We start from the raw sequence: 26,017 nt of genomic DNA on the forward strand, positions 1-26,017 counted from the left end.
ATAGTTCATAACGATACGGTTTCAGACTGGTGAATTCTGATAGAGGGCATCGCGCCTCGCTTGTTGGGTTCGTTCCCATAAAAAGCGTTCAGCACGCCCGATTGTATTTAGGAATTATCTCAGGCTGATCATGACGGACTGAAAGGAGAAAAATATGCCCGACCTGCATCAACCGCTACTGGTTTTTACCGATCTGGAAGGCACCCTGCTAGAAAGCCATACCGGGGACTGGCAGCCTGCGGTGCCGTGGCTCAACCTGCTTAAAGAGGCGGGTGCGCCGGTGATCCTGTGCAGCAGCAAAACCGCTGCTGAAATGGCGCAAATCCAGCAGGAGACAGGGTTACAGGGGCTGCCTTTCATCGCTGAAAACGGCGCGGTGATCCAGCTTGCTGCTGACTGGCAGGATGATGAGCACTTCCCGCGACTGATCGCTGGTTCGCCTCAGGGGGAGATTGCTGAAATTCTGACATCGCTGCGCGAAAAAGAAGGATTTAAGTTCACCACTTTTTCGGATGTGGACGAGCAGATTATTAGCGACTGGACCGGCCTCAATAGCGCTCATGCCGCCCTCGCCCGTCAGCAGGAAGCCTCCGAAACGTTAATCTGGCGCGACAGCGATGCGCGCATGGCGGAATTCGCCACGACGCTGGCCTCATTCGGTCTGCAGGTGGTTCAGGGTGCCCGCTTCTGGCATGTTCTCGATCGGCAGGGCGATAAGGCGCAGGCGACAATTTTTTTACTCAATAAATACCAGCAGCGCGAAGGTAAACGGCGCACGACTCTGGGGCTCGGCGACGGACCTAATGATGCGCCTTTGCTGGATGTCGTTGACTATGCGGTGGTGGTGAAAGGTTTAAATCGCGATGGCGTGCAGCTAAAACGCCACGATCCGCAGCGCGTTTATCATACCACGCAGGAGGGGCCGGCGGGCTGGAGTGAAGGCATGGCGCATTTTTTCCCCGATGCTCAGCCACTGGAATAAACGCGGTTACGCCCGTTTTGTTTGGCCAGGTACAGGCGACGATCGGCAATGGATTGCAGATATTCAAACTCATAGCGACCATGCTCTTCCGTACTGCTCACGCCCAGCGAGGCGCTGATCCGCAGCGTGGTATTTTTGCGCACCAGAAACTCCTTTGCGCTAATGTGATTGCGGATCCGTTCAGCAACGCGCATTGCCATCGCCATGGTGGTATTGGGCAGGACAATACAAAATTCCTCGCCGCCCACGCGGCCCGCCACATCGTTCTCACGCAGGGCATTGGTGATGAGGCTCCCTACATGCGAAAGCACGCGGTCTCCGGCCTGATGCCCATGCTGATCATTAATCCGTTTGAAATGGTCGAGGTCGAACTGAATAACGCACAGCGGCTGCTGCGCCCGCTTGCAGGCCTGCACGGCCTCTTCCGCCCGGTCAAATAGTGCTCCGCGATTGGGTAGCCGCGTGAGGGTGTCATACCACGCGCGCCACTCAAGCGATTCCTGCATCGCGATCATATTGCGTACCATCCGGCGGATCACTATCCATGACAAGATCAGAATTAAGGTAAACGCCAGCCATAGCAGGCTCAGCGCAATAATAATATTGCCAAATGCGCCGCCAAGCCCTTCGCGCAGCGTATGGACATGCAAGACGATACCGTCGAAATTTTTGAGTTTTTGCCAGCTGATATAACCGCTGGTGGTCAGAATGCCCCCGCGCGTATCGCGGCCAATAGCGTCAAGAATACGCTGGCGATCCGTTGCGCTAAGGGTTGGCTCGTCAGAGGCGTCGGTTATGCTTGATGCCAGCCAGACAAGCTGACTATCGTAAAGTTGCCATCGCCCTTCATGCTGATCGCCGATGGCTTCCACCAGCAGGCGCTGCAATGCGCTAACGTCGACATCCATCGCCAGCACGCCGTACCAGCGATCGGCCAGCTCAAGAGGGATGCTGGCCGTAATGAGCTGCACGTCGTGCGCTTTACCCTGTTCCGTATACCAGCGGATCCCACGCCCACGATTATCACGTGTCGACTGAGTATAAAACCACGGTTTCGCAATTAACCATGCGTAATATGACCTGATATCCGCGATGGGCTGCGGATCGCTGGTGACGAAGAAGCCAGCCCGGGAGACATACTGCGTCCGGAATTCAATGCTGTTGCTGCTGGAGGAAAGATGCAGGAGATAGCCCAGTTCAAGGGCTGCCGTCAGCTCATTATGCAAAAGCGCATCATCCCGGTTCAGGTCCGGATCGTTTGCAACAAAGGCATCCGACACGCCATTTACGGTCAGTAAATGCCGGCTTCCGGAATGAACCGACCACGCATCCAGCCGGCGCTTGATATCAAACTCATGGCGGGCAATCGCCATGCTTTTTAATTGCAGAGGGGTTTTCAGGGCGGCCTGCATACCATTGCGCAGAAAAAACAGCCGGTCCATATTGAACTGAAGCTGCATATCCATGCCGTGTGAGACGCTCTCAAGACGATTGCGCTGGCTGCTAATATAGTTATCTTCCAGCACCGCGACTTCCCGCCAGGTCAAAAAAGACGAGCAGATCAGAACCACGATAAAACAAAGGCTGACCACCTGACCGGGCGTAAAGCGCAGGCCGAATTTTTTCAGCCACTGAGTTTTTTCCACTACTGTCTCGCGCTAAATGCAAACTCCAGGCGTCGCCTTATATGACCAGGATCTTGCTGGGGTGAATAATATGCCCGGCTCGCGGCAGGCCGGGCTTGAGGGAACGCAGCGACGCGCTTACGGATCCGGGTGGCGGTGAAAATAACCGTCCCCCGGTAATAACTCTTCTTCCCGAAACGCCTCCCGCTTTACGCCCAAGCCGTCATACCAGCGGCACTCCACCATGCCACTGGCATAGCCCGTGACCACCATGTGCCGCCCGCCGTTTTTAGTCATCACTTCATCGCTGACCATAAAGACCATTTTTTGCCTCCGGTATCAGAGTGAAACGATTTCACCTTAGACGAAATTTTGACGTTTTGCGTACCCTGTGATGGATATTTAATGAGCAGGCTGGCGCACGCGTGACACCATTTTCACCACCGCAACGACGATCAGGCCGAGAATAAATCCGAGGACCAGGTTAACCAGCGACGGAATTAACCACTGGATCGCCGCGCTCTGCTGCTCGCTAAAATGCTCTATGGCATGATGCAGCGGCGCGATACCGTGCACGACAATGCCGCCACCCACGAGGAACATCGCCAGCGTGCCGACCACCGAAAGGATTTTCATCAACCACGGCGCGATAAATAACAGCGTTTTGCCGAGAGCCTGCGCCAGGGCATTGGTTTTTTCCACCAGCCAGAAGCCCATATCGTCCAGCTTAACAATAACGGCAACAATGCCATATACGCCAATTGTCACAAGGATGGCAATGCCGGACAAAATCAGTACCTGAGTCAGCAACGGCGCTTCGGCGACGATGCCAAGGGTAATGGCCACGATCTCGGCTGACAAAATGAAATCGGTGCGGATTGCGCCTTTGACTTTATCGCGCTCGAACGTTTTCGGATCCTGTTTGGCGATAGAGGCTAATCGCTCCTGGCGCGCTTCGGGGCTTTCCTTATGTTTGCGCGCGTGCAGGGTATGGAGGATTTTCTCTGCGCCCTCAAAACACAGAAATGCGCCACCGATCATCAGCAGCGGCGTAATTGCCCACGGCAGAAACGCGCTGATCAGCAGCGCCAGCGGCACCAGAATCACCTTATTTAGCAGCGAGCCTTTAGCCACTCCCCAGACGACGGGTAATTCCCGATTGGCACGGACGCCGGAGACCTGCTGAGCGTTAAGCGATAAATCATCCCCCAGTACGCCAGCGGTCTTCTTTGCCGCCAGTTTTCCCATCAATGAGATATCATCCAGCAGGGTGGCAATATCATCTAAAAGCGTTAACAAACTCGATCCGGCCAAAATGTCTTTCCTTTGTTTAAAACGTCTCAGGTCAATAGTATGGAATAAAAGTGCCCGCTCGGGTATAGCAGAATAATGTCAACATTTAATTAACATCCAAATTAAGATTAACCGCTCGCCAGGCGGATAGTTTTGACGTTTACTATATGCGTCCTTTCTTTATGCTGTGAGGCAGTATGCGTTTCAGGCAACTTTTACCGCTGATGAGTGCGCTTTTCGCACTGTATATTATTTGGGGTTCCACTTATTTCGCGATAGGTATCGGCGTCAAGAGCTGGCCGCCGCTGCTGATGGCTGGCGTACGCTTTTCCACCGCAGGCGTGCTGCTAATGGCGTACCTGTTAATCATCGGCCACAAACTTCCTGCCCTGCGCCCGATACTCAATGCGGCGCTGATTGGCGTGCTTCTGCTCGCCGTAGGCAACGGTTTTGTCACCATCGCTGAACATCAGCACGTGCCGTCCGGGATTGCGGCGGTGATGGTCGCCACCGTACCGCTATTCACCCTGTGCTTTAGCCGCTTTTTCGGCATCGCCACCCGCAAGCTGGAATGGCTCGGCATTGCCATTGGCCTCGCGGGAATTATCCTGCTTAACAGCGGCGGCAACCTGAACGGAAATCCGTGGGGCGCAGTATTGATCCTGATAGGCTCGGTAAGCTGGGCATTTGGTTCGGTTTACGGTTCACGCATTGAACTGCCTGTCGGCATGATGGCCGGGGCGATTGAAATGCTGGCGGCGGGCATGGTGCTGCTGGCGGCATCGTTTTTAACGGGTGAGAAATTAACCGCGATGCCTGGACTGTCGGGGTTCCTCGCCGTCGGCTATCTGGCGATTTTCGGCTCGGTGATCGCCATCAACGCCTATATGTACCTTATCCGCAACGTCACGCCTGCGATTGCCACCAGCTACGCCTATGTTAACCCGGTGGTCGCCGTTTTACTGGGTACCGGCTTTGGCGGCGAACATCTCTCGTCAGTGGAATGGCTGGCGCTGGGAGTGATTATTTTTGCGGTGGTGCTGGTTACGCTGGGGAAATATCTCTTTCCGGGGCGTCCTGTGGTAACGCCGTGTGAGATCAAGAAATAACCGGCAGTGGATGAATGCCCTGAGTGTCGATCTGCGCGCTGTCACCGCCGCCGCAGATCCACTCCTCAAGCCGCTCAGTCAGGGCGCTGTCGCTGAGCTTTTCTCGTCCGCGTAGCGCACATTCCCAGACGATCAATACTCTCCAGCCCTGCTCCATCAGCCGCTGAACATCGCGGCGGTCACGCTCAACGTTTTTACCGATTTTTTCCAGCCAGAACTCCGTGCGGGTCGCGGGAACCTTAAACAGATAGCAGTCATGATGATGCCAGAAACAGCCGTGGGTAAAGATCACACAGCGGTACTCGGCAATCACAAAATCAGGACGCCCCGGCAGCGCGGCATCCTGTACGGTAAAGGTAAAACCGGACGTTTCCAGCAACAGCGCCAGCCGCTTTTCAATGGCCGTATCGCGGGTGCCTATTGCCCGCATATTCTTACTGCGCGTGGCCTTATTATGAACGTCCACCTAATCCGATCTCTTTTTTACGTAGCGCCACTGCCTGCAGGATGCGCGGCTTAAGTAATTTTGCCACCGCTGCAAATGCCGGAACCACCACCGAATTACCAAACTGGCGATAGGCCTGGGTATCGGATACCGGAATACGGAACTGAAAGCCCTGCGGCGCTTCAAATCCCATTAAGCGGGCGCACTCACGCGGCGTTAAACGACGCGGGCGATGCTGCTGATTCAGCGCATCATCGAAATTCGCCTCGCCTAGGGACATATCCCAGCCGCGATCGATAAGAATTTCGGCACCATCTTTGTAATAACGGGCGGAAAGCGTGCGGGCGACGCTATGGGGATTGGTCGGATCGACCAGCCCAAATCCAAAACCGTTGCCGCGCGCCTGATGCTTTTTGGCGTAGTGATAAAGGTATTTCCACAGCACCGGCGTCAGGATAAATTTGGCATCCACCACGGGCTCCAGCAGGTCAGCAAAGCGCAGCCGTTGCGCAGGGTAAAAAGCGGGAAGATCGCGCAGCGTAAACCCGTTATGCAGGTTGAGATCGCGGCGAAAGCCCACCAGCACGATACGCTCACGATGCTGTGGCAGAAAATGCTGGCCATCGACAATTTTTGGATCGTCCGCGCCCATTTCGGCGGCGTCGGACACTTCGTAGCCTAACTCATCCAGCGTCTGCATGATGATGCGGAACGTTTTACCGCCGTCATGGCTCTTCAGGTTTTTGACGTTTTCCAGCACGAAAATGGGCGGCCGGCGCGCGTCGATAATGCGCACCACATCAAAGAAAAGCGTCCCCTGGGTATCACAGGCAAAACCGTGCGCGCGGCCAAGCGCATTTTTCTTTGAGACTCCCGCCAGCGAAAAGGGCTGGCAGGGAAAGCCCGCCAGCAGCACGTCATGCTGCGGGATGACCTCGCGGATATGGTCTGCCGCCTGCCGATCGCTGACCTCTGGCTGGTGGCTCAGGGTAACATCACGAATATCTTCATTAAAATGATGCTGCTCCGGGTCACAATACCAGTTCGCTTTATAGGTACGCACCGCGTGTTTATTCCATTCGCTGGTAAACACGCACTGCCCGCCGATGGCTTCAAAGCCGTGGCGGATCCCGCCAATACCGGCAAAAAGATCAACGAAACGAAAAGCATAATGGGGATGATGGACGGGCGGTGATGGTAACAGCGCCGCAAGATGGGCCCGTTCATTCTCGCTCAGCCGCTGCCAGGCACGTTCACTGGTCGCCACGCGCTTGAGAATGGCGGGGCTCCAGTGATGTTCACCCAGCGAACTCAGTTCAGCGACCAGCGTTTTGACATCATAAATCGCCATTACCTGACGCAGCAAGGCGTGTACGGTGGCAGACGGCGCATCCGCAGTCCGGCCAGATGCCGCTGAGAGGGAAAGGTTTTCCTGCATAAAATTAACCGGGCAAGACAAATATTTCTCAGAGTATCATAAATTTGCTGCCAGCGTTTCAGCCCTTCGGCGTAAAACGCACGAGGATATCGTTATCCAGCGACTGATAGCAGCCCTGGAGTTCGGCGCTCAGTTTGGCCATGAACTGTACGAGGAAACGCACGTTCTCCTGGGCCAGCGCCCTCCCCTGTGGCGTCCGCATCGTGGATGGCAGACGCAGAAGCTTACGCTGGAAATGGTCGAGCGCGTACGCCCGGTCATCCAGCGGGCGACGATCGGCAAAGGGATCGTCGGCATCAAAAAGCGGGGTGTTGAGCGAGCCGGCAACGGCAAAGACTCTCGCCAGCCCAATGGCTCCTAGCGCTTCCAGTCGGTCCGCATCCTGAACAACGCGCGCTTCGTCCGTTTGCGGTTCGATTCCGGCGCTGTAGCTGTGTGCTTCTATCGCGTGCATTACCGCCTGGCAGCGTTCAGCAGGAAAATCGGCAAAATCCTCCGTCAGGATCCGCCGCGTCTCTTCAGCCGCCAGCGTTGAGGCGCGGTGCCGCTGTGGATCGTTTTTGGGCAGGCTAACGATGTCATGAAAATAGCAGGCGGTCAGGACCGTCAGTTCATCCACCGCCCCTCCCGATGCAAGCTGGCGGGCGGTGTTCCATACCCGGCGAAAATGCGCCAGGTCGTGCGCGGCATCATTGTTACGGTAATGTTGGTGGAACCAGTCTTCATAGCGTTGTTGCCAGTGGAGAATGTCCATGATCGGCACCGTCCTTACTCCTTAAAAATCTGCCTGCCGGGGTCGCGTATACCATGCCAGCGCGCCGAGCAGCAGCGCAACGGCGCTTAACACCAGAAAGCCCAACAAGGCGCCCAGCCATTTACCGGTCATGGTCCCCCAGTCCCCGTCCACCGTCGCGCCGGGGATACTTTGCACGTGGCTTACCACCCAAAAGTAGCGCACCATGGCCCAGGCAAAGTAGCCGCAAAAAGCATAAAAAAGCCACAATGCCAGTTTGCCACCAGGGCTACGGTTCATTTTTTCATCCATAAAATAGTCTCTGTTGATCGTGTTTGTACGCCCGGGCAGATAGCACCGTTTCACCACACAGGTGATTGACGTCACATTATAGTGCATATTCCGGGGTAGCCCGCGCGGATTAATTAAAATAATATATACAAATAAAATTTCTATTCACCTTTTAAATACATAAAGGCCAAAAAAATACTTTATCTTAAATAATAACTGTGCAATTATCTCTCCGTTATTAGCCTATTATCGTTACCACTGCACTTGTTATTATTGCCCTTCTTCTGTTTTCTATAAGCCTGACTTTGCGCCAGGCTTTTTTTTGCCACACAAAAAAGATGCAATTCATCAATACATACTACAAAGCAATCAGCCAGATTAATGCTATCCATGCAATGTATTGATTTCAATATACTATAATCCCAGTAAATACAACAATATCAATAATTTATATATTTAATTATTAAATCATAGTTCCCGTGAATTTAAAATAACATAGAAACATTTTGCAATACTACATATAACTTTATTACACCTTTCCCTTAAAATTTAATGAACTTAATAGAATAGTATCCGTGTTGTAGTCTGAATAAAGATTACATATATTCATAAAAATTATTCCTTGAAGGAAATATATAATGAACAGAAAAGTTCTGGCACTTCTTATGCCTGCCCTGTTAATGGCTGGCGCAGCAAATGCGGCTGAAGTTTATAATAAAGACGGCAACAAACTTGACCTGTACGGTAAAGTGGATGGCCTCCACTATTTTTCTGATGACGCGGGTAGTGATGGCGATCAGTCTTACGTTCGTTTGGGCTTCAAAGGCGAAACCCAGATTAGCGATCAACTAACCGGCTTCGGTCAGTGGGAATACAACGTTCAGGCAAATAGCACTGAAGGTGAAGGCTCCAATGCATGGACTCGTCTGGGCTTCGCCGGACTGGGTTTTGGCGATTATGGTACCTTTGACTACGGTCGTAACTACGGTGTGATTTATGACGTTGAAGCCTGGACCGATATGCTGCCGGAGTTTGGTGGTGATTCTTATACCCAGACCGACGTTTACATGTTAGGCCGTACCAACGGCGTGGCAACCTACCGCAATAATGACTTCTTTGGTCTGGTCGACGGCTGGAAATTTGCACTGCAATATCAGGGAAATAACGAGAATCCAGGCTCAGGTGAAGGCACCGGCAACGGCGGTGGTCGTAAACTGGCGCGTGAAAACGGCGACGGCTTCGGTATGTCCACCTCCTACGATTTCGACTTCGGTTTAAGCCTGGGTGCAGCGTATGCTAACTCTGACCGTACCGATAACCAGGTTGCGCGCGGATATCAGGATGGCCTCAACCACCGCAACAACTACGCTGGTGGTGATACCGCCGAAGCCTGGACCGTCGGCGCGAAATACGATGCGTACAACGTGTATCTGGCCGCGATGTATGCTGAAACCCGTAATATGACTTACTACGGCGGTGGCAACGGCGAAGCCAATGGTGGTATCGCGAACAAAACGCAGAACTTCGAAGTTGTTGCCCAGTATCAGTTTGATTTCGGCCTGCGTCCTTCCATTGCTTATCTGCAATCGAAAGGTAAAGACCTCGGTGGTCAGGAAGTGAGCCGCGGCAACTGGCGTTCTACTGATAAAGACCTGGTCAAATATGTTGATGTCGGCGCCACCTACTACTTCAACAAAAACATGTCCACTTATGTTGATTATAAAATCAACCTGCTGGATGAAGACGACAGCTTCTACGCAGACAATGGCATCGCTACCGATGACATCGTCGGCGTCGGTCTGGTTTACCAGTTCTGATAATCGCTGTATCGCAAAGCCCGCCGCGTGCGGGCTTTTTTATGGCTAAGAAAGAGCATTCTTATCGCGCGCGGAAGCCAGCGGCTATAAAATAATCGCTGGTGGGCAAAAAAAGCAACTGTGACGAGGGTCGTTGAAAGCGAAGCGGGTAAATGTTTGAATAATGGCGGAGAGAGGGGGATTTGAACCCCCGGTAGAGTTGCCCCTACTCCGGTTTTCGAGACCGGTCCGTTCAGCCGCTCCGGCATCTCTCCGTTTTGATGGTTGCAATAATGCCAGGAAATTTGGCATTTTAACAGTCCCAGTCCCTTCAATTCTGTTCAAGTGATGAGTTTGCGAGCAAAACGATGATTAAGTGGCCCTGGAAAGCACATGAATCAACCCGTAGCCCTGATTTCCCGTGGGAACAGGCACTTGCGATCCCTGTCTTAGCCAGTCTTACCATGGATGAACAAGCGAAACTGATACAGCTTGCTGAGCGTTTTCTCCAGCAAAAACGTATCGTTGCGCTGCAGGGGCTGGAGCTTGATACGCTGCAAAACTGCCGTATCGCTCTGCTCTTCTGTCTCCCCGTGCTCGAGTTAGGCATTGAGTGGCTTGATGGTTTTCATGAAATCCTGATTTACCCTGCGCCGTTCGTGGTGGATGACGAATGGGAAGATGATATCGGCCTGGTACATAATCAGCGTCTGGTGCAGTCAGGGCAAAGCTGGCAGCAAGGGCCAATCATTTTGAACTGGCTGGATATTCAGGACTCCTTCGACGCGTCAGGGTTTAACCTGATTGTGCATGAGGTGGCGCACAAACTGGACACGCGTAACGGCGATCGCGCCAGCGGCGTGCCCTTCATTGCGCTACGGGAAGTCGCGGGCTGGGAGCACGATCTGCATGCGGCAATGAACAATATCCAGGATGAGATCGATATGGTAGGCGAAAGCGCTGCCAGCATAGACGCCTATGCAGCGACCGATCCGGCCGAATGCTTTGCCGTGCTTTCCGAATATTTTTTCAGCGCGCCCGAGCTTTTCGCCCCACGTTTTCCTGCCCTGTGGCAACGTTTCTGTCTCTTTTACCAGCAGGATCCGCTTCAACGACTGCGGGAAAACAGAGAAGCGGATAGCGCCACGTCGCTGGTACATTAAAAGCACAGGTTGCATCATTATTAATCATTTGAATCAACGATTTAAATTTATCGTTGACACGAAATTGCGGGGCCAGTAATATGCGCCCCGTTCACACGATTCCTCTGTAGTTCAGTCGGTAGAACGGCGGACTGTTAATCCGTATGTCACTGGTTCGAGTCCAGTCAGAGGAGCCAAAATTCAAAGAAGCCCGCTTTTCAGCGGGCTTTTTGCTTTACGCCGTCCGGCCATTACCCCTACGTCAGTTCAGCCGCAGCCCGCTGGCGGCATCAAAAAGATGAGCATGACGGGCGTCCGGGACGATGCTCAACGTTTCACCGGGCGTCGCCGTGACGCGCTGGTGAAATAAGGTCGTCACTTTTTGCTGGCCGATGTTGAGCATAATTTGCGTTTCTGACCCGGTGGGCTCTACCACATTAACCTGCGCATCAATCGCGGCGCCCGGTGCCAATACAAAATGCTGCGGGCGCACGCCGTAAACCACGCGCTGTCCGATATCCACTCCTGACGTGGGTACTACCGGCAACGCAATACCGTCATCCGTCATGACAACACCCTGCCGCTCCACACGTCCGCTGAACAGATTCATCGACGGCGAGCCGATAAAACTCGCGACGAAGGCATTTGCCGGACGGTCGTACAATTCCAGCGGCGTCCCGACCTGCTCAATATGCCCGTCACGCAATACCACAATGCGGTCCGCCATGGTCATGGCTTCAATCTGATCGTGCGTAACATAAATCATGGTGGTGTTCAGCCGCTGATGCAGGGCTTTGATTTCGGTACGTAACTCAACGCGCAGTTTGGCGTCGAGATTGGATAACGGCTCGTCGAAAAGAAACAGCCGGGGATGGCGCAATATCGCGCGTCCCATCGCCACACGCTGACGCTGCCCGCCAGAGAGCTGAGCGGGTTTGCGGGTCAATAATGCTGTTAATCCCAGGGTGTCGGCGGCCTGGCGCACCTGCTGGTCAATGTTGGCCCTGGTCACGCCCTGCATTTTGAGCGAGAAACCCAGGTTTTCCGCCACTGACATATGCGGATACAGCGCATAGTTTTGAAAGACCATCGCCATATTACGATCCTGTGGAGACAGATCGTTAATCACGTCGCCGTCCAGCACCAGCTCACCGCCGTCAATACTTTCCAGTCCGGCAATCATCCGCAGTAAGGTCGATTTTCCACAGCCGGACGGCCCGACCAGCGCGATAAACTCGCCGTGATGGATGGTCAGGTTCAGATCCGGGATGATGGACTGCCCGTTAAAGGTTTTCGCGATATGTTGTAGTGTCAGCGTTGCCATAATTAATCCTTAATGCCCCCGGCGGTTAAGCCATGTACCAGATAGCGACGGACCAGCAGCGTAAACGCCACCACCGGCAGCATCACCAGCGTGCCGCTGGCGGCGATCTTGCTCCATTCCCAGCCTTCATATTGCAGGAAGTTCACAATGGCGACCGGTGCCGTGATGGCGTTAGTGCGCGTCAGGATCAGCGCGAAGAAAAAATCATTCCAGGAAAATATAAAGCACAGGATGGCCGTCGCCGCGAGGCCGGGTTTGACCAGCGGCAATGAGATGTGCCAGAAACTGCGCCACAGCGAGCAGCCGTCCATCCACGCGGCTTCTTCCAGCGCCACCGGGACCGCGGAAAAGAAGGTCTGCATCAGCCAGATCACAATCGCCAGATTAAACGTCAGATAGACGATCGCCAGCCCGATAATGGTGTCCTGTAAGCCCAGCCAGCGCCAGGCGAGGAAAAAGGGAATGGTGAACGCAATGGGAGGAGCCATACGGGTGACGAGGATCCACAATGCGACGTAACGGCGGGCGCGAAAACGCCAGCGCGTCAGCACCCACGCCGCCGGGACGCCCAGCAGCAGGGAAAACACGGTTGAAAGCACGCTGACCATCAGGCTGTTACCAAACGGCTGGAGAAAATTGCCGGCAATCAGCGCACGGTAGCCGTCAAGCGTCGGCGTAAACCATAACGTCAGCTCAAAGGCATCCAGCGAGGGGCGCACTGACATTATCACCATCCACAAGAATGGCGCGAGAAACACCCCCAGCAGCACCAGCGCCAGCAACGTGCGCTTTCCCCTGAGACGCCATTTTTTACGCCGGGCAGCAGCAAACGGCTGCGGCCGCGCGTCAGTGTGTTGTACTGTCATCGTTCCACCCTGCCCGGCCAATCAGCCAGCTTAAAATGAACACGCCCACCAGGATAACGACCGCAATCGCGCTGCCGTAACCCCACCAGGAAAAGTTAAACGCCTGAATAAAACCGTAGTAGTTAGTCACTTCCGTCACCGATCCCGGCCCGCCGTCGGTCAGGATATAAATGAGCGGGAACGCCTTAAAACTGTCGATCAGGCGGAACAAGATACACACGACCAGCACCGGCTTCAGATGCGGCAGGACGATATAACGAAAGATATTGAATGAGGATGCCCCGTCCAGGCTCGCCGCTTCCCGGGGTTCATTCGGTACCATCTGGAGCGCTGCCAGCACCATCAACATGGTAAATGGAAACCACTGCCAGACATCCGCCACCGCGATGGCCCATAACGCAGTGTCCGGGTTGGCAATCAGCGAGTCCAGCGGCAGGTTAAAGCGGTCCAGCACCTGATGCAGCGGGCTGATATCCGGCGTATAAATGATTTTCCAGATCAGCGCCACGATGATTGGCGGCAGGACCATGGGAATAAGCAGCAGCGTTCGTACGCCGTTCAGCCAGCGCGACGTCCCGTTCAACAGCAGCGCCAGCAGCAGTCCGATCAGCACCTGGAAAAACACGCTGACAATCGAAAGCTTAAGCTGTGTTACCAGTGAGCCGAGGAAACGATCATCGTGCAGTAACTGCTGATAGTTAACCAGCGGGTTGGCAAAGGTGAATGAGGTGTCCGGGTTGGTCAAACTGAACGGCGTCAGACTGGTAACCAGCAGCGCTAGCGCAGGCACCAGCGTCAGCAATGTCAGCACGATCAGCGACGGAGCGAGGCCCAGGAGCCAGGCATTACGCTGACGCGCGCGCCAGCTTAGTGATAACGCCATTTTCTCCTCCTCAGAGTTTCACGCCCGCACGCTGCAAATCGGCCACCGTGCCAGCCTGCGCTTTACCCATCGCCTCTTTGGCAGACAACTGCCCGGAAACAATAAGCGCAATCGCCTTATTCAGCTGTTGATCCACCTGCGGGTAAAACTCTACGGTACGATATTTCATGTAGCCGCCCTGTCCTGCCCGGTCGATCGCATCAATGGATAACTGCGCCAGATCCACGCCGTTAATCACCTGCTTACTGCGAAAGGCCTGCGAGTCAATGTCGCTGCGACGGGTCGGCGAGCCGTACCCTGCCGCCAGCGCGCGGGAAGTCATCTGTTTTGACAATGACCACTGAATAAAGGCCCACGCGGCTTCTTTGTTTTTCGAACCAACCGGGATCCCCAGCGCGTGCGTTGCCATACCGGGGAACCATCCTTTCGGTCCGTTGACCATCGGGCCGAAATGCGAGGTTTTAACCGTGCGCGAACTTTGCGCATTACCCAACTGCGCCAGATAAGTCTGACTGGCGTCGGAAAAGTTGACGCGCCCCTGCTTCAGCGCCTGTAGCGACTGGTCGGCCGTGTAGGTGATACCGCCATTAGGTCCGAAATCACGAATAAGCCGGGAAAAATACTCTGCCGCTTCGATGGCTTCTGACGTATCCAGCGTGGGGAAAAGATCGTCCGGCGGTGCGCGGAATACGTTGCCGCCAAACGCCTGCAGATAAGGGATAAACGTCCAGCCGTAGTGGTTATCCGTCACGTACCCGGCCACGCGCTCTTTTTTATTCACCGCCTGTAAAACCTTTACCAGTTCATCAGTGGTTTTCGGAAATTCCAGTCCTGCCTGCTGGATCAGATCGTAGCGCGATGCCCCCGCCAGCATCGCTTCTACAACATAAGGAATGCCGTACAGTTTACCGTCACGCCCGGTTTCTGCGGCAAGCGTGGCGGGCAGAAAATCCTGTAATCCCCAGTCCTGCGGGGTCAGGTTTGGATTCGTGATAAAGTCATTCAGCGGCGTCAGCCAGCCAGCGTTGATCCAGCGGCTGGTATAAATAAAGGTGACGTTCACCACGTCATACGCTGAGCCGCGAGTAGACAGCTCCAGATCGGCACGCTGGTTGTACACCGGGAATGCCGGCGTATCCAGTTGCACCTTTGCGCCGGTCAGCGCTTCAAACTCCGGTAGCCATTGGCGAATTAGCTGCGGCCAGGCGGTACTGAAGGTAGAGACATTCAGCGTGACGCCCTCATATTTTCGCGCCGTGTTTGCACCGCGCGCGATGGCGGGCACCATGCTGTACACGCCGAACGCTGCCATTGCTTTTAACAGATCACGACGCTGCATATTTCACATCCGTAGTTGGGTTAACCGGAGATCCTTCATTGACGGCATCCTGGGGACGGGCCACCGTGCGGCTGCGGCTGCCGTCAATGCCCGTTGCGGGCTCGCCCTCCACCGTCACCCGGCGTACCACGCGAGGCTGCGTTCCATAATCATTTACAGCGTAATGTTGCGTGCTACGGTTATCCCAGATCACCACGTCATCCTGCTGCCACTGCCAGCGGACGGTATTTTCCAGACGAATAATACGATTCTGCAATAAATCAAAAAGCTGTGCCGATTCGCGGCTGCTGAAGCCCACCAGATTTTTGACAAAATGGCCGAGTAATAAAATACGTTCGCCGCTCACCGGGTGAATATGCACAACCGGGTGTTCAGCTTCCCAGACGGAAGAGACAAAAACCTTTTTATGATGATTCAGTCGCTGTTTATCCGTTTCGACACGTTCAGCCGCATAATCATAATTATTAGTGTGAACGGCGCGCAGGGTTCCGACAAATTGTTTTAAGGATTCGGGTAATGATTCATACGCCCGTGCGGTATTAGCCCAGACCGTGTCGCCACCATATTCCGGGATCGTCACGCCGCGCAGAATCGATATTTTCGGAAAGGCTTCTACAAAGGTGACATCAGTATGCCAGGAATCAGCTCGTCCGCCGCCTTTGGAGGCGTCCAGTTCGAATAATTTGGTGCCATCAGGCGAGGGAACCGTAGGATGGGCAACGATTTTTCCAAAGCGTGCGCCAAATGCCTGGTGTGTTTCATCCGTTAAATGATGCTGGCGACGGAAAAATAAAACCTTATATTTTATCAGCGCATTTTCTATCTGCTGAATAACCTCGTCACTCAGATCCGCAGACAGGGATATATTACGAACCTCCGCACCAATGTTTCCGGCTACGGGATGAACATCTAATTGATCAAAGTCGCTACGGGCAACAGTAATTACTGAGGTCATGGTTGATTTCCTTAAATATTAACAGGAACTCAACTTTATTAATAAAGCGCGATGGCGGAAAAGACTTTTTGGTAATAAATATAGTAAGCGCTTCTGCATAAGCTAAGTCAGAAAACACAAATATACGTCACGGTAGTCTATTCATCTGGCACTACTGGCGAAAGCATGGGAGCAAGGATAACCGAACCCCATGCTTAAACAATAAAGCCCGGGTCCGGCAGGATGCCAGACCCGGGCTTTACCGACGCCAGACACGGCGTCAACCATTGCAAAGATTTAAATCTGGTAGTCAATCACCACTTCATCCGGCTCCATCGCCTGGCGTTTAATTTCCGCCAGCGACAGTCCGGCATTGCATAATTCGATAAACTGCCAGACATAATTACGCTGAAGCTGGCCGCGTTTAAGGCCCAGCCAGACGGTGCTGGCATCAAAAAGATGGCGGGTGTCGAGACGCACCAGCTTACCGTTCTCCTGCTCCCCGGCGGACTGCTCGGCCACCAGACCGATGCCCAGCCCCAGATCGACGTAGGTTTTGATAACGTCAGAGTCCTGAGCGCTCAGCACGATATCCGGCGTCAGCCCTTTACGGCTGAAGGCTTCATCAATGCGGGAACGACCGGTGATCCCCTGACGGTAAGTAATCAGCGGCCAGCCTGCGATGTCTTCCAGCGTCAGGGGGGAGATGAGCGTCAGAGGATGATCGTGCGGCAGCAGCAGGCTGTGATGCCAGCGAAACCACGGGAACGCCACCAGCGTTGGGTCATTACTTAATCGTTCACTGGCGATACCGATATCCGCCCCACCGTTATGCAGCAGCGCCTCTATTTCCTGCGGCGTCCCCTGCACCAGCTCCAGGCGAACCTCTTTAAAGAGTTCACGAAACGCTTTAATCACAGGCGGCAGGCTATAACGCGCCTGCGTGTGAGTGGTGGCAATAGTCAGCACGCCAGAGGCATCGTTAGTGAACAGGTCGGCCAGCCGACGCACGTTACTGGCTTCATTAAGGATCCTTTCCGCAATCACCAACAACGCTTTTCCCGGCTCCGTCATCCCCAGCAAGCGCTTGCCGCGCCGGATAAAGATTTCTATACCCAGCTCTTCTTCCAGTTCGCGAATGTGACGACTGACGCCGGATTGCGAGGTATAAAGCATGTTGGCGACCTCCGTCAGATTAAAATCCTGACGTGCCGCCTCGCGAATAATTTTAAGTTGCTGGAAATTCACCCTACCCTCCAGGGCCATATGACATAACGCTATTGTTAGAGTCCCGGGCCTGGCAGAACAAATAATAAAAACCAGCAACTTATTCTTTTTGGTTATATGGTTAACTGACCAGCAGTAATTCGCGGTTTTCCAGCGCCGGACGGGTGACCAGCGACATTAGGATCTCACGCACCGCCTGCGCCTGTGGCGAGAGTGCGCCCCGCGCAGAGACGTTTAGCGAAAGCGGCAGACTCATTGACGGCGTCGAGATCCGCGCCATCCAGCCATTCGCTGCGCCGGACAGTGAGCGGGCAGCCGACTCCGGCAGTACCGTAACGCCCATCCCACTGGCAATCGCCGCCGTTAGCGTTGCGATGGAGTCGATTTCGCCGACAATTTTCGCCGTCAGGCGGCGCAGCGAAAACGCTTCATCCACGCGTAAACGCACTGCGCTATAGTCCCGCGGCAGAAACAGGTTCATTTCCGCCACCGCCGCAAGATCGACGCTCTGCCCTGGACAATCACGCGTCCCGACAAGATACAAATCTTCTTTTAACAACGGCTGGCTGGAGATACCGGCCACGGGGGAACGCTCATACAGCACTGCCATATCAAGCTGGCCGCTGAGCAATTTATCATTCAACACCGAGCCGCTGTTTTCGTGCAGATAAACCTGCACATCCGGCAATTCCGCGCGTACCGCCTGTAACAGCGGCATGGTCACGGAAGACGCCGCGGTTCCCGGCGCAAGGCCAATCGATACCTGCCCGCGTAGCGTTTGCCCGACATTATTCACCGCCAGCTGCGCCTGTTCACACTGGCGAAGGATAGTGCGCGCGTGGGTATAAAGGATTTTGCCCGCTTCGGTCGGCGTCACGCCGCGTTTCGTGCGGATCAGCAATTGCTGATCCAGTTCCCCTTCCAGGGTGGCAACCTGCTGACTTAGCGCGGGCTGTGCAATATGCAGCACTTCCGCCGCCTGCGTCAGACTGCCAATATCGACGATTTTTACGAAATACTTCAGCCGTCTTAAGTTCATTTTGCCTCCGGTCAGGAAAGCCAGTAGTTATGCTGGCAATAATCTTATCGGGACTATTGCAAGATATTTGCCAGTTTTGACAAATGGTCTTTTTTGGACTCTAACCGGCTGGATAATAAGACATTGTGATGTGAAACAGCGTTTTTATCATTCAGCCAGTGGAAATGGCTATGCCCCATTAAGGGGTAGATTGCACCATCAGCGTGCGTGAATATCAGCAAAAACGCAGAACAGACCGTGTATTGTTGATTTTGTCAGCAATCAGACGTCTTCGCTGCATCCACCCTTTGACAAGATCTCTGACCCTCGCTACTATTCGCCCCGTTCACACGATTCCTCTGTAGTTCAGTCGGTAGAACGGCGGACTGTTAATCCGTATGTCACTGGTTCGAGTCCAGTCAGAGGAGCCAGATTTAAAGAAGCCCGCTTTTCAGCGGGCTTTTTGCTTTTCTCCCCTCCTGAAAAATCTCATACTTACCCCCACCGGACCGGGTGACTTTTACACCCTTGTTAATCGAAGGAACCGCCACGTTGAAATTACGTCTACTGCTTCTGCTTCCCACCTTGCTTTTACCGCTTTCCGCCCTTGCCAGCACCTGTACGCTCAGCGATCCAACGCTGACGGTGCAGAGTTATAACGTCAACGCGCAGCAAGAACGTATCGTCATGTACTGGAAAAAAGCGGATGGCGCCGCCTGGGAGTCATTGCTTAATCTGCTGGCGGACAATAATGCTGACGGACGGATACAAATGGCGATGAACGGCGGGATTTACGCAAAATCGTATGCCCCTCTCGGGCTGTATATTGAGAAGGGAAAGCAGTTAGCGCCGCTGAATCGCGCCTCCGGCGGCGGGAACTTTTTTATACGTCCCGGCGGGGTATTTTATGTGAAGGGTAAGCAGGCCGGAATTGTCAGTCTTGATACGTATAAACCCGCGCAAAGTATCGATTATGCCGTGCAGTCCGGTCCGCTGATGATCGAGAACGGCACCATCAACCGCCGTTTGCTCCCGTCCGCCAGTTCACGAAAAATCCGCAATGCGGTGGGCATCACAACGCGGGGCGAGGCGGTATTTATGCTGAGCGGGCGTGGAACCAGTTTCTATGACTTCGCCTGCTATGCCCGGTCAAAACTGGATGTCCGCCAGATGCTTTATCTCGACGGCACGATTTCCGCGATGTATCAGAAAGGCGCTGATATGCTGTGGCAGTCTCATCCGTTTGTGACCATGATCGCCGTAGAAACCCGGCATCCTGATTAACCGCCCGCGTTACCTTCAGTTTTATCTGCTGGCTTTTGTTTCATATTCCTGTGACATACTATCGGATACAGGCAGTCTATCTGACACATGGAGCGAATGATGAACAATAAGGGTACCGGGCTGACCCCGGAACAGGCGCTGGATCAGCTGGAAGCACTTTATGAACAGTCGGTAAGCGCGCTACGGGACGCCATCAGCACGTACGTGGCCGACGCCACTTTGCCCGACAGCGAGGCGCGCGCGAAAGGGCTGTTTGTCTATCCGCAAATTTCCGTGACCTGGGACGGCAACGCCCACAAGGCGCAGAAAACCCGCGCCTATGGCCGCTTTACCCACGCGGGCTGCTACACCACCACGGTGACGCGCCCCGCCCTGTTCCGCCATTATCTGGCTGAACAACTGACGCTGCTTTATGAAGATTACGGCGCGGAAATTATCGTGCAACGGTCGCAGCATGAAATCCCCTTCCCTTATGTCATTGATGGTTCCGAAATCACGCTCGATCGTTCGATGAGCGCGGGCTTAACCCGCCACTTCCCGACAACCGAACTGGCGCAAATTGGCGATGAGACGGCGGACGGGCTGTTTCACCCCACCGAGTTTTACCCGCTGTCGCACTTTGACGCCCGTCGCGTCGATTTCTCGCTGGCCCGTCTGCGTCACTATACGGGCACGCCGGTTGAACACTTTCAGCCGTTTGTCCTGTTCACTAACTACACCCGCTACGTAGACGAGTTTGTGCGCTGGGGATGCAGTCAGATCCTCGATCCTGACAGCCCTTACGTGGCACTCTCCTGCGCGGGCGGGATCTGGATCACCGCCGAAACCGAAGCGCCGGAAGCCGCCATTTCCGATCTGGCGTGGAAAAAACACCAGATGCCCGCCTGGCATTTGATCACCGCCGACGGTCAGGGCATTACGCTGGTGAATATTGGCGTCGGTCCGTCAAACGCGAAAACGATCTGCGATCACCTTGCCGTCCTGCGTCCGGATGTCTGGCTGATGATTGGGCACTGCGGCGGACTGCGTGAAAGCCAGTCTATCGGCGACTATGTGCTGGCCCACGCTTATTTACGGGACGATCATGTGCTGGATGCGGTTTTGCCGCCGGATATTCCCATCCCGAGCATCGCCGAAGTGCAGCGCGCGCTGTATGACGCCACCAAACAGGTGAGCGGCATGCCCGGCGAAGAGGTTAAGCAGCGTTTGCGTACTGGCACGGTAGTCACCACCGACGACCGCAACTGGGAGCTGCGCTACTCCGCCTCCGCCCTGCGCTTTAACCTGAGCCGCGCGGTGGCGATTGATATGGAGAGCGCTACCATTGCGGCGCAGGGCTACCGTTTCCGCGTGCCTTACGGCACTCTGCTGTGCGTGTCTGATAAACCGCTACACGGTGAAATCAAACTGCCCGGCCAGGCCAACCGTTTTTATGAGGGGGCGATTTCAGAGCACTTACAGATCGGCATTCGCGCCATCGACCTGCTGCGTGCCGAAGGCGAACGCCTGCATTCGCGCAAGCTGCGTACCTTTAATGAACCTCCGTTCCGTTAACCGCGATAAGGACTCTTTATGAACAGTTCTCTTTCTGCGCTCCGCGACGTTCTCATTACACAGTCGCTGGACGGTATGATCGTTCCCCGGGCGGATGCGCACCAGAGCGAAGACTGCGCCCCACACGATGACAAACTGGCGTGGCTTACTGGCTTTACCGGTTCCGCCGGGCTGGCGCTGGTCCTGCGCGATCGCGCTCTGCTGTTTGTCGACGGACGCTATCAGGTCCAGGCACGCAACGAGGTGGATCTCAACGCGTGGGAGATCCATCATCTGCATAATGAACCGCTTGCCGACTGGCTGATCGGCGAGCTTCCCGCGGGCAGCCGCATCGCTTTTGAACCGCTGCTGATGGTCAACAGCCAGTATGAGGCGCTCAGCGCCACCTCTTGTGAACTGGTGCCGCTGCCGCACGATCCCTTCGATGCGATCTGGACCTCGCGTCCCGCAGCGCCCGAGGGTGCTATTCGGGAAATGCCCACCGACATTGCCGGAGAGAGCAGCGAAGACAAGCGCCAGCGCATTGCCGCCCTGCTGCGCGAACAGAACGTTGATTTTCTGGCGATTACCCAGCCGGATAATATCGCCTGGCTGCTGAACGTGCGCGGGGCAGACGTGGCGATGAGTCCGGTTGCCCTTTCTTTTGCGCTATTAAGCCAGACCGGCGAGGTGGAATGGTTCGTCGCCGCGGGTAAAACGGCCGGATTGCCCGAATCGTGTCTTGCCTCGCTCACGCTGGCACCGGAGGACGCGTTTATTGCCCGCGTTCAGCAGGTTGCCACGGAAAAACGAATTTCGCTGGATGCGGATAATGCCCCGGTCGCGCTGCGTTTCGCCGTGGAGCAATCCGGCGGCGAGGTGGTCTGGCAGGCTGATCCCATCACGTTTATTAAAGCAAAGAAGAATCAAACCGAGCTGGAAGGCTACCGCCATTGCCACCGCTACGATGGCGCGGCATGGGTGAATTTTCTGGCGTGGCTGGCGCATGAGGTCTCGGCCCGTGAAGCTGCGAACAATCCGCTCACCGAACGTGAAGCGCAGGAAAAGCAGCTGGCGTTCCGCCAGCAGCAGCCGGGCTTTATTGAGCAGAGCTTCAGTACCATTTCGGCGGCGGGCAGTAATGCGGCGATGTGTCATTACCATTCCAGTGAGAAAACCAACGCCGCCATCACCGGGGCGAATTTTTATCTCAACGATTCCGGCGGTCAGTACGCTAACGGCACCACGGACGCCACCCGCACGCTGGCGTTCGGCACGCTGGATCCGCAGCGTCGCCTGCACTATACCGCCGTGCTGAAAGGCTTTCTGGCGCTGATCACCCTGCAATTTCCGGGCGGCACGCAGGGCCATCAGATCGACGCCTTCGCGCGCCGTCCGCTATGGGAGCTGGGCCTGGATTACGATCACGGCACCGGGCACGGCGTCGGCCATCAGCTGCTGATCCACGAGCAGCCGCACCGGATGGCGAAGAAAGTGAATCCCTGGCCGCTTACTCCTGGCAATATCATCACCATCGAACCGGGCCTGTATCTGGAAGATCGCTATGGCATCCGCATCGAAAACCAGGTGGAAGTGGTTGAAGGCCATCCGGGATTTTGTCGTTTCGCTTCGCTGACGCTGATCCCCATCGATTTAAGTCAGGTAGAGCTGTCGTTGTTGAGCGAGCAGGAGAAACAGTGGCTGGACGACTACCATCAGCAGGTGCGTGAAGCGCTTTCCTCTCTGGTGGAAAGCGATGCGCGTCCATGGCTGTTTGCCGCCACCGCGCCGCTGCGCGTGCAGGCGGGTTAACAGATAAATAACGGCGACCCGTTGCGGTGGTTTACCCCGCCGCAACGGGAATAATGCTATAAACTTTGCACTTATTTATAAAGCGCAAGATTTCCCGTCAGTTTGGTTATTTTCTTCTTCGGCCCTACCAGCCCGATAGCCACCAGTTCAATTGCATTGCTGTCTACCGAGGCAATTCTCTCGCCATACTCATCATAGGTTTTGCACGACTGTGCCAGCGCGCTAAAGGGCATAATTTCAATGTCATCGTCAGCTTCACCCGCGATCAATAACTCATGAATACAGGTTCCCGAAGCCCGCAGAACAGGAAGCGGACTGTATATTACACCGGGATAATTGATCCCATCACGGCTTTGCCTGTCAGGCCCCACAAGATCCTCAACGATGCGGCCAAAACCGATCCCTATAACGCTTGCGGCATTCATGGCAAGACCCACGGGTAGATCGTTATCAATAATAATCGTACAGCGATGCAGGCTGGCATCAAATTTCATCTTTCGTCCTCACTATAGCGGCATGTCTTCAGCAGGTGTCTGCAGGGTCGATACAGTATGCCGAAGCGAAACAGAAATGTGCTGCCTGTTTCATGTACTTACAGGACGATATCCGGTAAAAATAACCTTCTTATACTTCTTAAAAGAAAGGAATTCCCCGCTATGGTGCCAGACACGACAGAAATGAAACTCCTCAGGCTGTTGCAGGACAACGCTCGTATCACCAATCAGGAACTGGCTGACAAAGCGGGGATGTCCGCCTCCCCCTGCTGGCGCAAGGTACGCAAGCTGGAAGAAGATGATGTCATCCAGGGCTATCGTGCAGTTCTGAACCGGAAAAAAATCGGTCTGGGCGTGATGGTATTCATTCGGGTGACTATCGACAGCCATAGCGAAACGGAGGCGAAAAAATTTGAGGAGGAAGTAACCGCGCTGGAAGATGTCGTTGCCTGCTACAGCATCGGCGGGGATGCCGATTTTCTGCTACAGGTGGTGGCGTCGGATCTGGATTCGTATGCGGATTTCGCCATGTCGGTAGTGCGCAGGCTGCCGGGCATTAAAGAGATGCAAAGTATGTTTGTGCTCAAAGAGATCAAACCGCTGACCGCTTATCCCGTCAAGAGGCAGCGTTAAACGCAGAAAAGCAAAAAGCCCGCTACAAAGCGGGCTTTTTTGAATTTTGGCTCCTCTGACTGGACTCGAACCAGTGACATACGGATTAACAGTCCGCCGTTCTACCGACTGAACTACAGAGGAATCGTGTGAACGGGGCGAATAGTAGCGAGCCACCCGCCCCTTGTCAAAGCCTGTTTGGACAAATTCAATCGTTTGCCGATTTATTCTCCGAAATGCGCAGAAACAGCGCGATATCGTTCAGTTAATCGACCGCTTTCTTCTGCCGCGGATATTTCCACAGCCAGCGTCCGCTCACCATTCGCCAGTAGAAGCAGATGCCACGAACCGCCCAGTCGAAGAACATTCCCAGCCAGACGCCGACCACGCCCATACCGAGCATAATCCCCAGTACGTAGCCCGCCACCACGCGGCAGCCCCACATGCTGAGCATGGAGACCCACATTGAGAAACGCGCGTCGCGTGCGCCCTTCTGCCCGGCAGGCAGTACCCACGAGGCCGCCCAGATCGGCATAAAGGCGGCGTTGAGCCAGATAAGGATTTTAACCACTTCCTTCACGTCCTCCTCGCGGGTATAGAACGCGGCCATCAATCCGGCAAAAGGTGCAGTGAACCAGGCAATAATCGTCAGGCCAATGGTCGATAGCCAGAACACGTGGCGTAACTGGCGCTCGGCCTGGGCAATCTGCCCTTTCCCCAGCCGCTTACCGGTGATAATCGTCGACGCCGATCCGAGGGCGTTACCGGGCAGGTTAATCAGCGAGGCAATAGAGAACGCAATGAAGTTACCCGCGATAACGTCGGTCCCCATACCGGCAACAAACATTTGGGTCAGCAGTTTCCCGCCGTTAAACAGCACCGACTCAATGCTCGCCGGAATGCCGATCCCCAGCACTTCCCACAAAATGCTGAAATTCAGCGGTGCAAAGTAGCTTTTCAGGGAAATACGCAGCGCCGGGTTAAAACCGATCATCAGCACCATAATAATTGCCACCGCGCCGATATAACGCGCAATGGTCAGCCCCAGCCCCGCACCAACGAAGCCCAGCCCGTCCCAGGAAAAAACGCCGTAGATTAGCGCGCTGCTGATGATAATGTTCAGGATGTTCATCCCGCCGTTAATCAGCAACGGGATTTTTGTATTGCCCGCCCCGCGCAGCGCGCCGCTGCCAATCAGGGTGATCGCCGCCGCCGGATAGCTCAGCGCCGTTAATTCCAGATAGGTCAACGCCAGTTCTTTCACCTGCGGGGTGGCTTCTCCGGCGACAAAATCGATAATCTGACTGCCAAACGCGTGGATCAGTACCGTCAGCGCGATGGCAAACAGCGTCATGATCACCAGCGACTGCCGCGCCGCCGCCCGCGCCCGGCTGGGATCCAGTTTGCCAAGGCTGAAGGCCACCACCACCGTTGTACCCAGATCGACCGCGGTAAAAAAAGCCATGATGACCATATTGAAACTGTCGGCCAGCCCCACGCCCGCCATCGCCTCTTTACCCAGCCAGCTCACCAGGAACGTGCTGAGTACGCCCATCAACAGGACACAGGTATTTTCCAGAAAGATGGGAATGGCAAGCGGGGTGATCTCACGCCAGAAGAGAACCCGGTAACTCTTTCGTTTCGCATACCAGGGCGTGCGAGCGACGACCCGGCGCAGAGAAGCAGTAACGTCCAAAATTGACCTTAACAGAGAATGTTGAAACTACATTTCAAATGATGGGAGAGAAAGGCAAAACCTGCAAAGTATTTTCCCACAAAAATTTGTCGGCAAATACAACAGATTGTTGCAAAAAGAGCCAGTTGAACAACAAGCCCT

At 54.6% G+C, this 26,017-nt stretch carries 24 protein-coding genes and 4 tRNA genes; 10 read left to right on the forward strand and 18 right to left on the reverse strand.

Features of this window, described 5'->3' with window-relative positions:
- Positions 1–154: 154 nt before the first annotated feature.
- Positions 155–982, forward strand: coding sequence for a mannosyl-3-phosphoglycerate phosphatase-related protein (locus P0H77_RS13445; protein WP_276157376.1), 828 nt, complete (start codon positions 155–157; stop codon positions 980–982).
- Here the strand turns inward: P0H77_RS13445 and dgcQ are convergent.
- The 3 genes from dgcQ to P0H77_RS13460 form a co-directional block, all read right to left on the reverse strand.
- Positions 967–2,628, reverse strand: coding sequence for a cellulose biosynthesis regulator diguanylate cyclase DgcQ (gene dgcQ, locus P0H77_RS13450; protein ID WP_276157377.1), 1,662 nt, complete (start codon positions 2,626–2,628; stop codon positions 967–969). The genes P0H77_RS13445 and dgcQ overlap by 16 nt on opposite strands.
- 117 nt (positions 2,629–2,745) lie before the next feature.
- Positions 2,746–2,931: a DUF2158 domain-containing protein gene (locus P0H77_RS13455; RefSeq protein WP_276157378.1), complete on the reverse strand. Its 186-nt coding sequence runs from the start codon at positions 2,929–2,931 to the stop codon at positions 2,746–2,748.
- Between the two features lie 78 nt (positions 2,932–3,009).
- Entirely contained in the window at positions 3,010–3,921 is a 912-nt protein-coding gene (locus P0H77_RS13460; protein WP_276157379.1) for a DUF808 domain-containing protein, read from the reverse strand.
- A 176-nt stretch (positions 3,922–4,097) separates the two neighbouring features.
- Here P0H77_RS13460 and yedA point away from each other — a divergent pair, with 176 nt between their 5' ends.
- Entirely contained in the window at positions 4,098–5,009 is a 912-nt protein-coding gene (gene yedA, locus P0H77_RS13465) for a drug/metabolite exporter YedA (RefSeq protein WP_276157380.1), read from the forward strand.
- Here yedA and P0H77_RS13470 read toward each other — a convergent pair.
- The 4 genes from P0H77_RS13470 to drpB form a co-directional block, all read right to left on the reverse strand.
- Positions 4,999–5,439, reverse strand: coding sequence for a very short patch repair endonuclease (locus P0H77_RS13470; RefSeq protein ID WP_276165132.1), 441 nt, complete (start codon positions 5,437–5,439; stop codon positions 4,999–5,001). The genes yedA and P0H77_RS13470 overlap by 11 nt on opposite strands.
- Before the next feature lie 22 nt (positions 5,440–5,461).
- Entirely contained in the window at positions 5,462–6,805 is a 1,344-nt protein-coding gene (locus tag P0H77_RS13475; RefSeq protein WP_276165133.1) for a DNA cytosine methyltransferase, read from the reverse strand.
- A 145-nt stretch (positions 6,806–6,950) separates the two neighbouring features.
- The gene (locus P0H77_RS13480) at positions 6,951–7,646 is read right to left on the reverse strand and encodes a phosphohydrolase (protein WP_276157381.1); all 696 of its coding nucleotides are present in this window, start codon (positions 7,644–7,646) and stop codon (positions 6,951–6,953) included.
- Positions 7,647–7,667: 21 nt separating this feature from the next.
- A complete protein-coding gene (drpB, locus tag P0H77_RS13485) occupies positions 7,668–7,937 on the reverse strand; it encodes a cell division protein DrpB (RefSeq protein WP_276157382.1) in 270 nt (89 codons plus the stop codon).
- Between the two features lie 617 nt (positions 7,938–8,554).
- On the opposite strand from drpB, the gene ompC reads away from it, so the two are divergent.
- A complete protein-coding gene (gene ompC, locus P0H77_RS13490) occupies positions 8,555–9,733 on the forward strand; it encodes a porin OmpC (protein WP_276157383.1) in 1,179 nt (392 codons plus the stop codon).
- 164 nt (positions 9,734–9,897) lie between these two features.
- Here the strand turns inward: ompC and P0H77_RS13495 are convergent.
- Positions 9,898–9,987: transfer RNA gene (locus P0H77_RS13495), tRNA-Ser, on the reverse strand.
- Between the two features lie 93 nt (positions 9,988–10,080).
- On the opposite strand from P0H77_RS13495, the gene mtfA reads away from it, so the two are divergent.
- Both mtfA and P0H77_RS13505 read left to right on the forward strand, forming a co-directional pair.
- On the forward strand, positions 10,081–10,875 hold the full coding sequence (gene mtfA / locus P0H77_RS13500) for a DgsA anti-repressor MtfA (RefSeq protein WP_276157384.1): 795 nt from the start codon (positions 10,081–10,083) through the stop codon (positions 10,873–10,875).
- Between the two features lie 100 nt (positions 10,876–10,975).
- Positions 10,976–11,051, forward strand: a tRNA-Asn gene (locus tag P0H77_RS13505).
- A gap of 65 nt (positions 11,052–11,116) precedes the next feature.
- Here P0H77_RS13505 and ugpC read toward each other — a convergent pair.
- The 7 genes from ugpC to nac all read right to left on the reverse strand — a co-directional run bounded on the left by ugpC (position 11,117) and on the right by nac (position 18,466).
- A complete protein-coding gene (ugpC, locus tag P0H77_RS13510) occupies positions 11,117–12,178 on the reverse strand; it encodes a sn-glycerol-3-phosphate ABC transporter ATP-binding protein UgpC (RefSeq protein ID WP_276157385.1) in 1,062 nt (353 codons plus the stop codon).
- A 2-nt stretch (positions 12,179–12,180) separates the two neighbouring features.
- Positions 12,181–13,044, reverse strand: a complete 864-nt coding sequence (locus tag P0H77_RS13515; protein ID WP_276157386.1) for a carbohydrate ABC transporter permease — start codon at positions 13,042–13,044, stop codon at positions 12,181–12,183.
- Entirely contained in the window at positions 13,025–13,927 is a 903-nt protein-coding gene (locus tag P0H77_RS13520; protein ID WP_276157387.1) for a sugar ABC transporter permease, read from the reverse strand. The genes P0H77_RS13515 and P0H77_RS13520 overlap by 20 nt, the downstream gene beginning before the upstream one ends.
- 10 nt (positions 13,928–13,937) lie before the next feature.
- Positions 13,938–15,266, reverse strand: a complete 1,329-nt coding sequence (locus P0H77_RS13525; RefSeq protein ID WP_276157388.1) for an extracellular solute-binding protein — start codon at positions 15,264–15,266, stop codon at positions 13,938–13,940.
- Positions 15,253–16,221, reverse strand: coding sequence for a TauD/TfdA family dioxygenase (locus P0H77_RS13530; protein ID WP_276157389.1), 969 nt, complete (start codon positions 16,219–16,221; stop codon positions 15,253–15,255). The genes P0H77_RS13525 and P0H77_RS13530 overlap by 14 nt, the downstream gene beginning before the upstream one ends.
- A gap of 276 nt (positions 16,222–16,497) precedes the next feature.
- The gene (gene cbl, locus P0H77_RS13535) at positions 16,498–17,448 is read right to left on the reverse strand and encodes an HTH-type transcriptional regulator Cbl (protein ID WP_276157390.1); all 951 of its coding nucleotides are present in this window, start codon (positions 17,446–17,448) and stop codon (positions 16,498–16,500) included.
- Positions 17,449–17,548: 100 nt separating this feature from the next.
- Positions 17,549–18,466, reverse strand: coding sequence for a nitrogen assimilation transcriptional regulator NAC (gene nac, locus P0H77_RS13540; protein WP_276157391.1), 918 nt, complete (start codon positions 18,464–18,466; stop codon positions 17,549–17,551).
- A 334-nt stretch (positions 18,467–18,800) separates the two neighbouring features.
- Between nac and P0H77_RS13545 the strand changes: the two genes are divergently transcribed.
- From P0H77_RS13545 to P0H77_RS13560, 4 genes are all read left to right on the forward strand, one after another.
- Positions 18,801–18,876: transfer RNA gene (locus P0H77_RS13545), tRNA-Asn, on the forward strand.
- 121 nt (positions 18,877–18,997) lie between these two features.
- Complete coding sequence (locus P0H77_RS13550; protein WP_276157392.1) at positions 18,998–19,729, forward strand: phosphodiester glycosidase family protein; 732 nt, start codon at positions 18,998–19,000, stop codon at positions 19,727–19,729.
- Positions 19,730–19,828: 99 nt separating this feature from the next.
- On the forward strand, positions 19,829–21,283 hold the full coding sequence (locus P0H77_RS13555; protein WP_276165134.1) for an AMP nucleosidase: 1,455 nt from the start codon (positions 19,829–19,831) through the stop codon (positions 21,281–21,283).
- An 18-nt stretch (positions 21,284–21,301) separates the two neighbouring features.
- Positions 21,302–23,074 (forward strand): aminopeptidase P family protein, encoded by a 1,773-nt coding sequence (locus P0H77_RS13560; RefSeq protein ID WP_276157393.1) that lies wholly within the window; start codon positions 21,302–21,304, stop codon positions 23,072–23,074.
- A 71-nt stretch (positions 23,075–23,145) separates the two neighbouring features.
- Here the strand turns inward: P0H77_RS13560 and P0H77_RS13565 are convergent, their stop codons facing one another.
- Entirely contained in the window at positions 23,146–23,568 is a 423-nt protein-coding gene (locus tag P0H77_RS13565) for a DUF2000 domain-containing protein (protein WP_276157394.1), read from the reverse strand.
- A gap of 162 nt (positions 23,569–23,730) precedes the next feature.
- Here P0H77_RS13565 and P0H77_RS13570 point away from each other — a divergent pair, with 162 nt between their 5' ends.
- Positions 23,731–24,201: an Lrp/AsnC family transcriptional regulator gene (locus P0H77_RS13570; RefSeq protein ID WP_276157395.1), complete on the forward strand. Its 471-nt coding sequence runs from the start codon at positions 23,731–23,733 to the stop codon at positions 24,199–24,201.
- 47 nt (positions 24,202–24,248) lie between these two features.
- Here the strand turns inward: P0H77_RS13570 and P0H77_RS13575 are convergent.
- Positions 24,249–24,324 (reverse strand) — tRNA-Asn (locus P0H77_RS13575).
- Between the two features lie 121 nt (positions 24,325–24,445).
- Complete coding sequence (locus tag P0H77_RS13580) at positions 24,446–25,891, reverse strand: EmmdR/YeeO family multidrug/toxin efflux MATE transporter (protein WP_276165135.1); 1,446 nt, start codon at positions 25,889–25,891, stop codon at positions 24,446–24,448.
- Positions 25,892–26,017 lie beyond the last annotated feature (126 nt).

It is taken from the genome of Superficieibacter sp. HKU1 (assembly GCF_029319185.1).
In the GTDB taxonomy this organism is placed as follows: Bacteria; Pseudomonadota; Gammaproteobacteria; order Enterobacterales; family Enterobacteriaceae; genus Superficieibacter.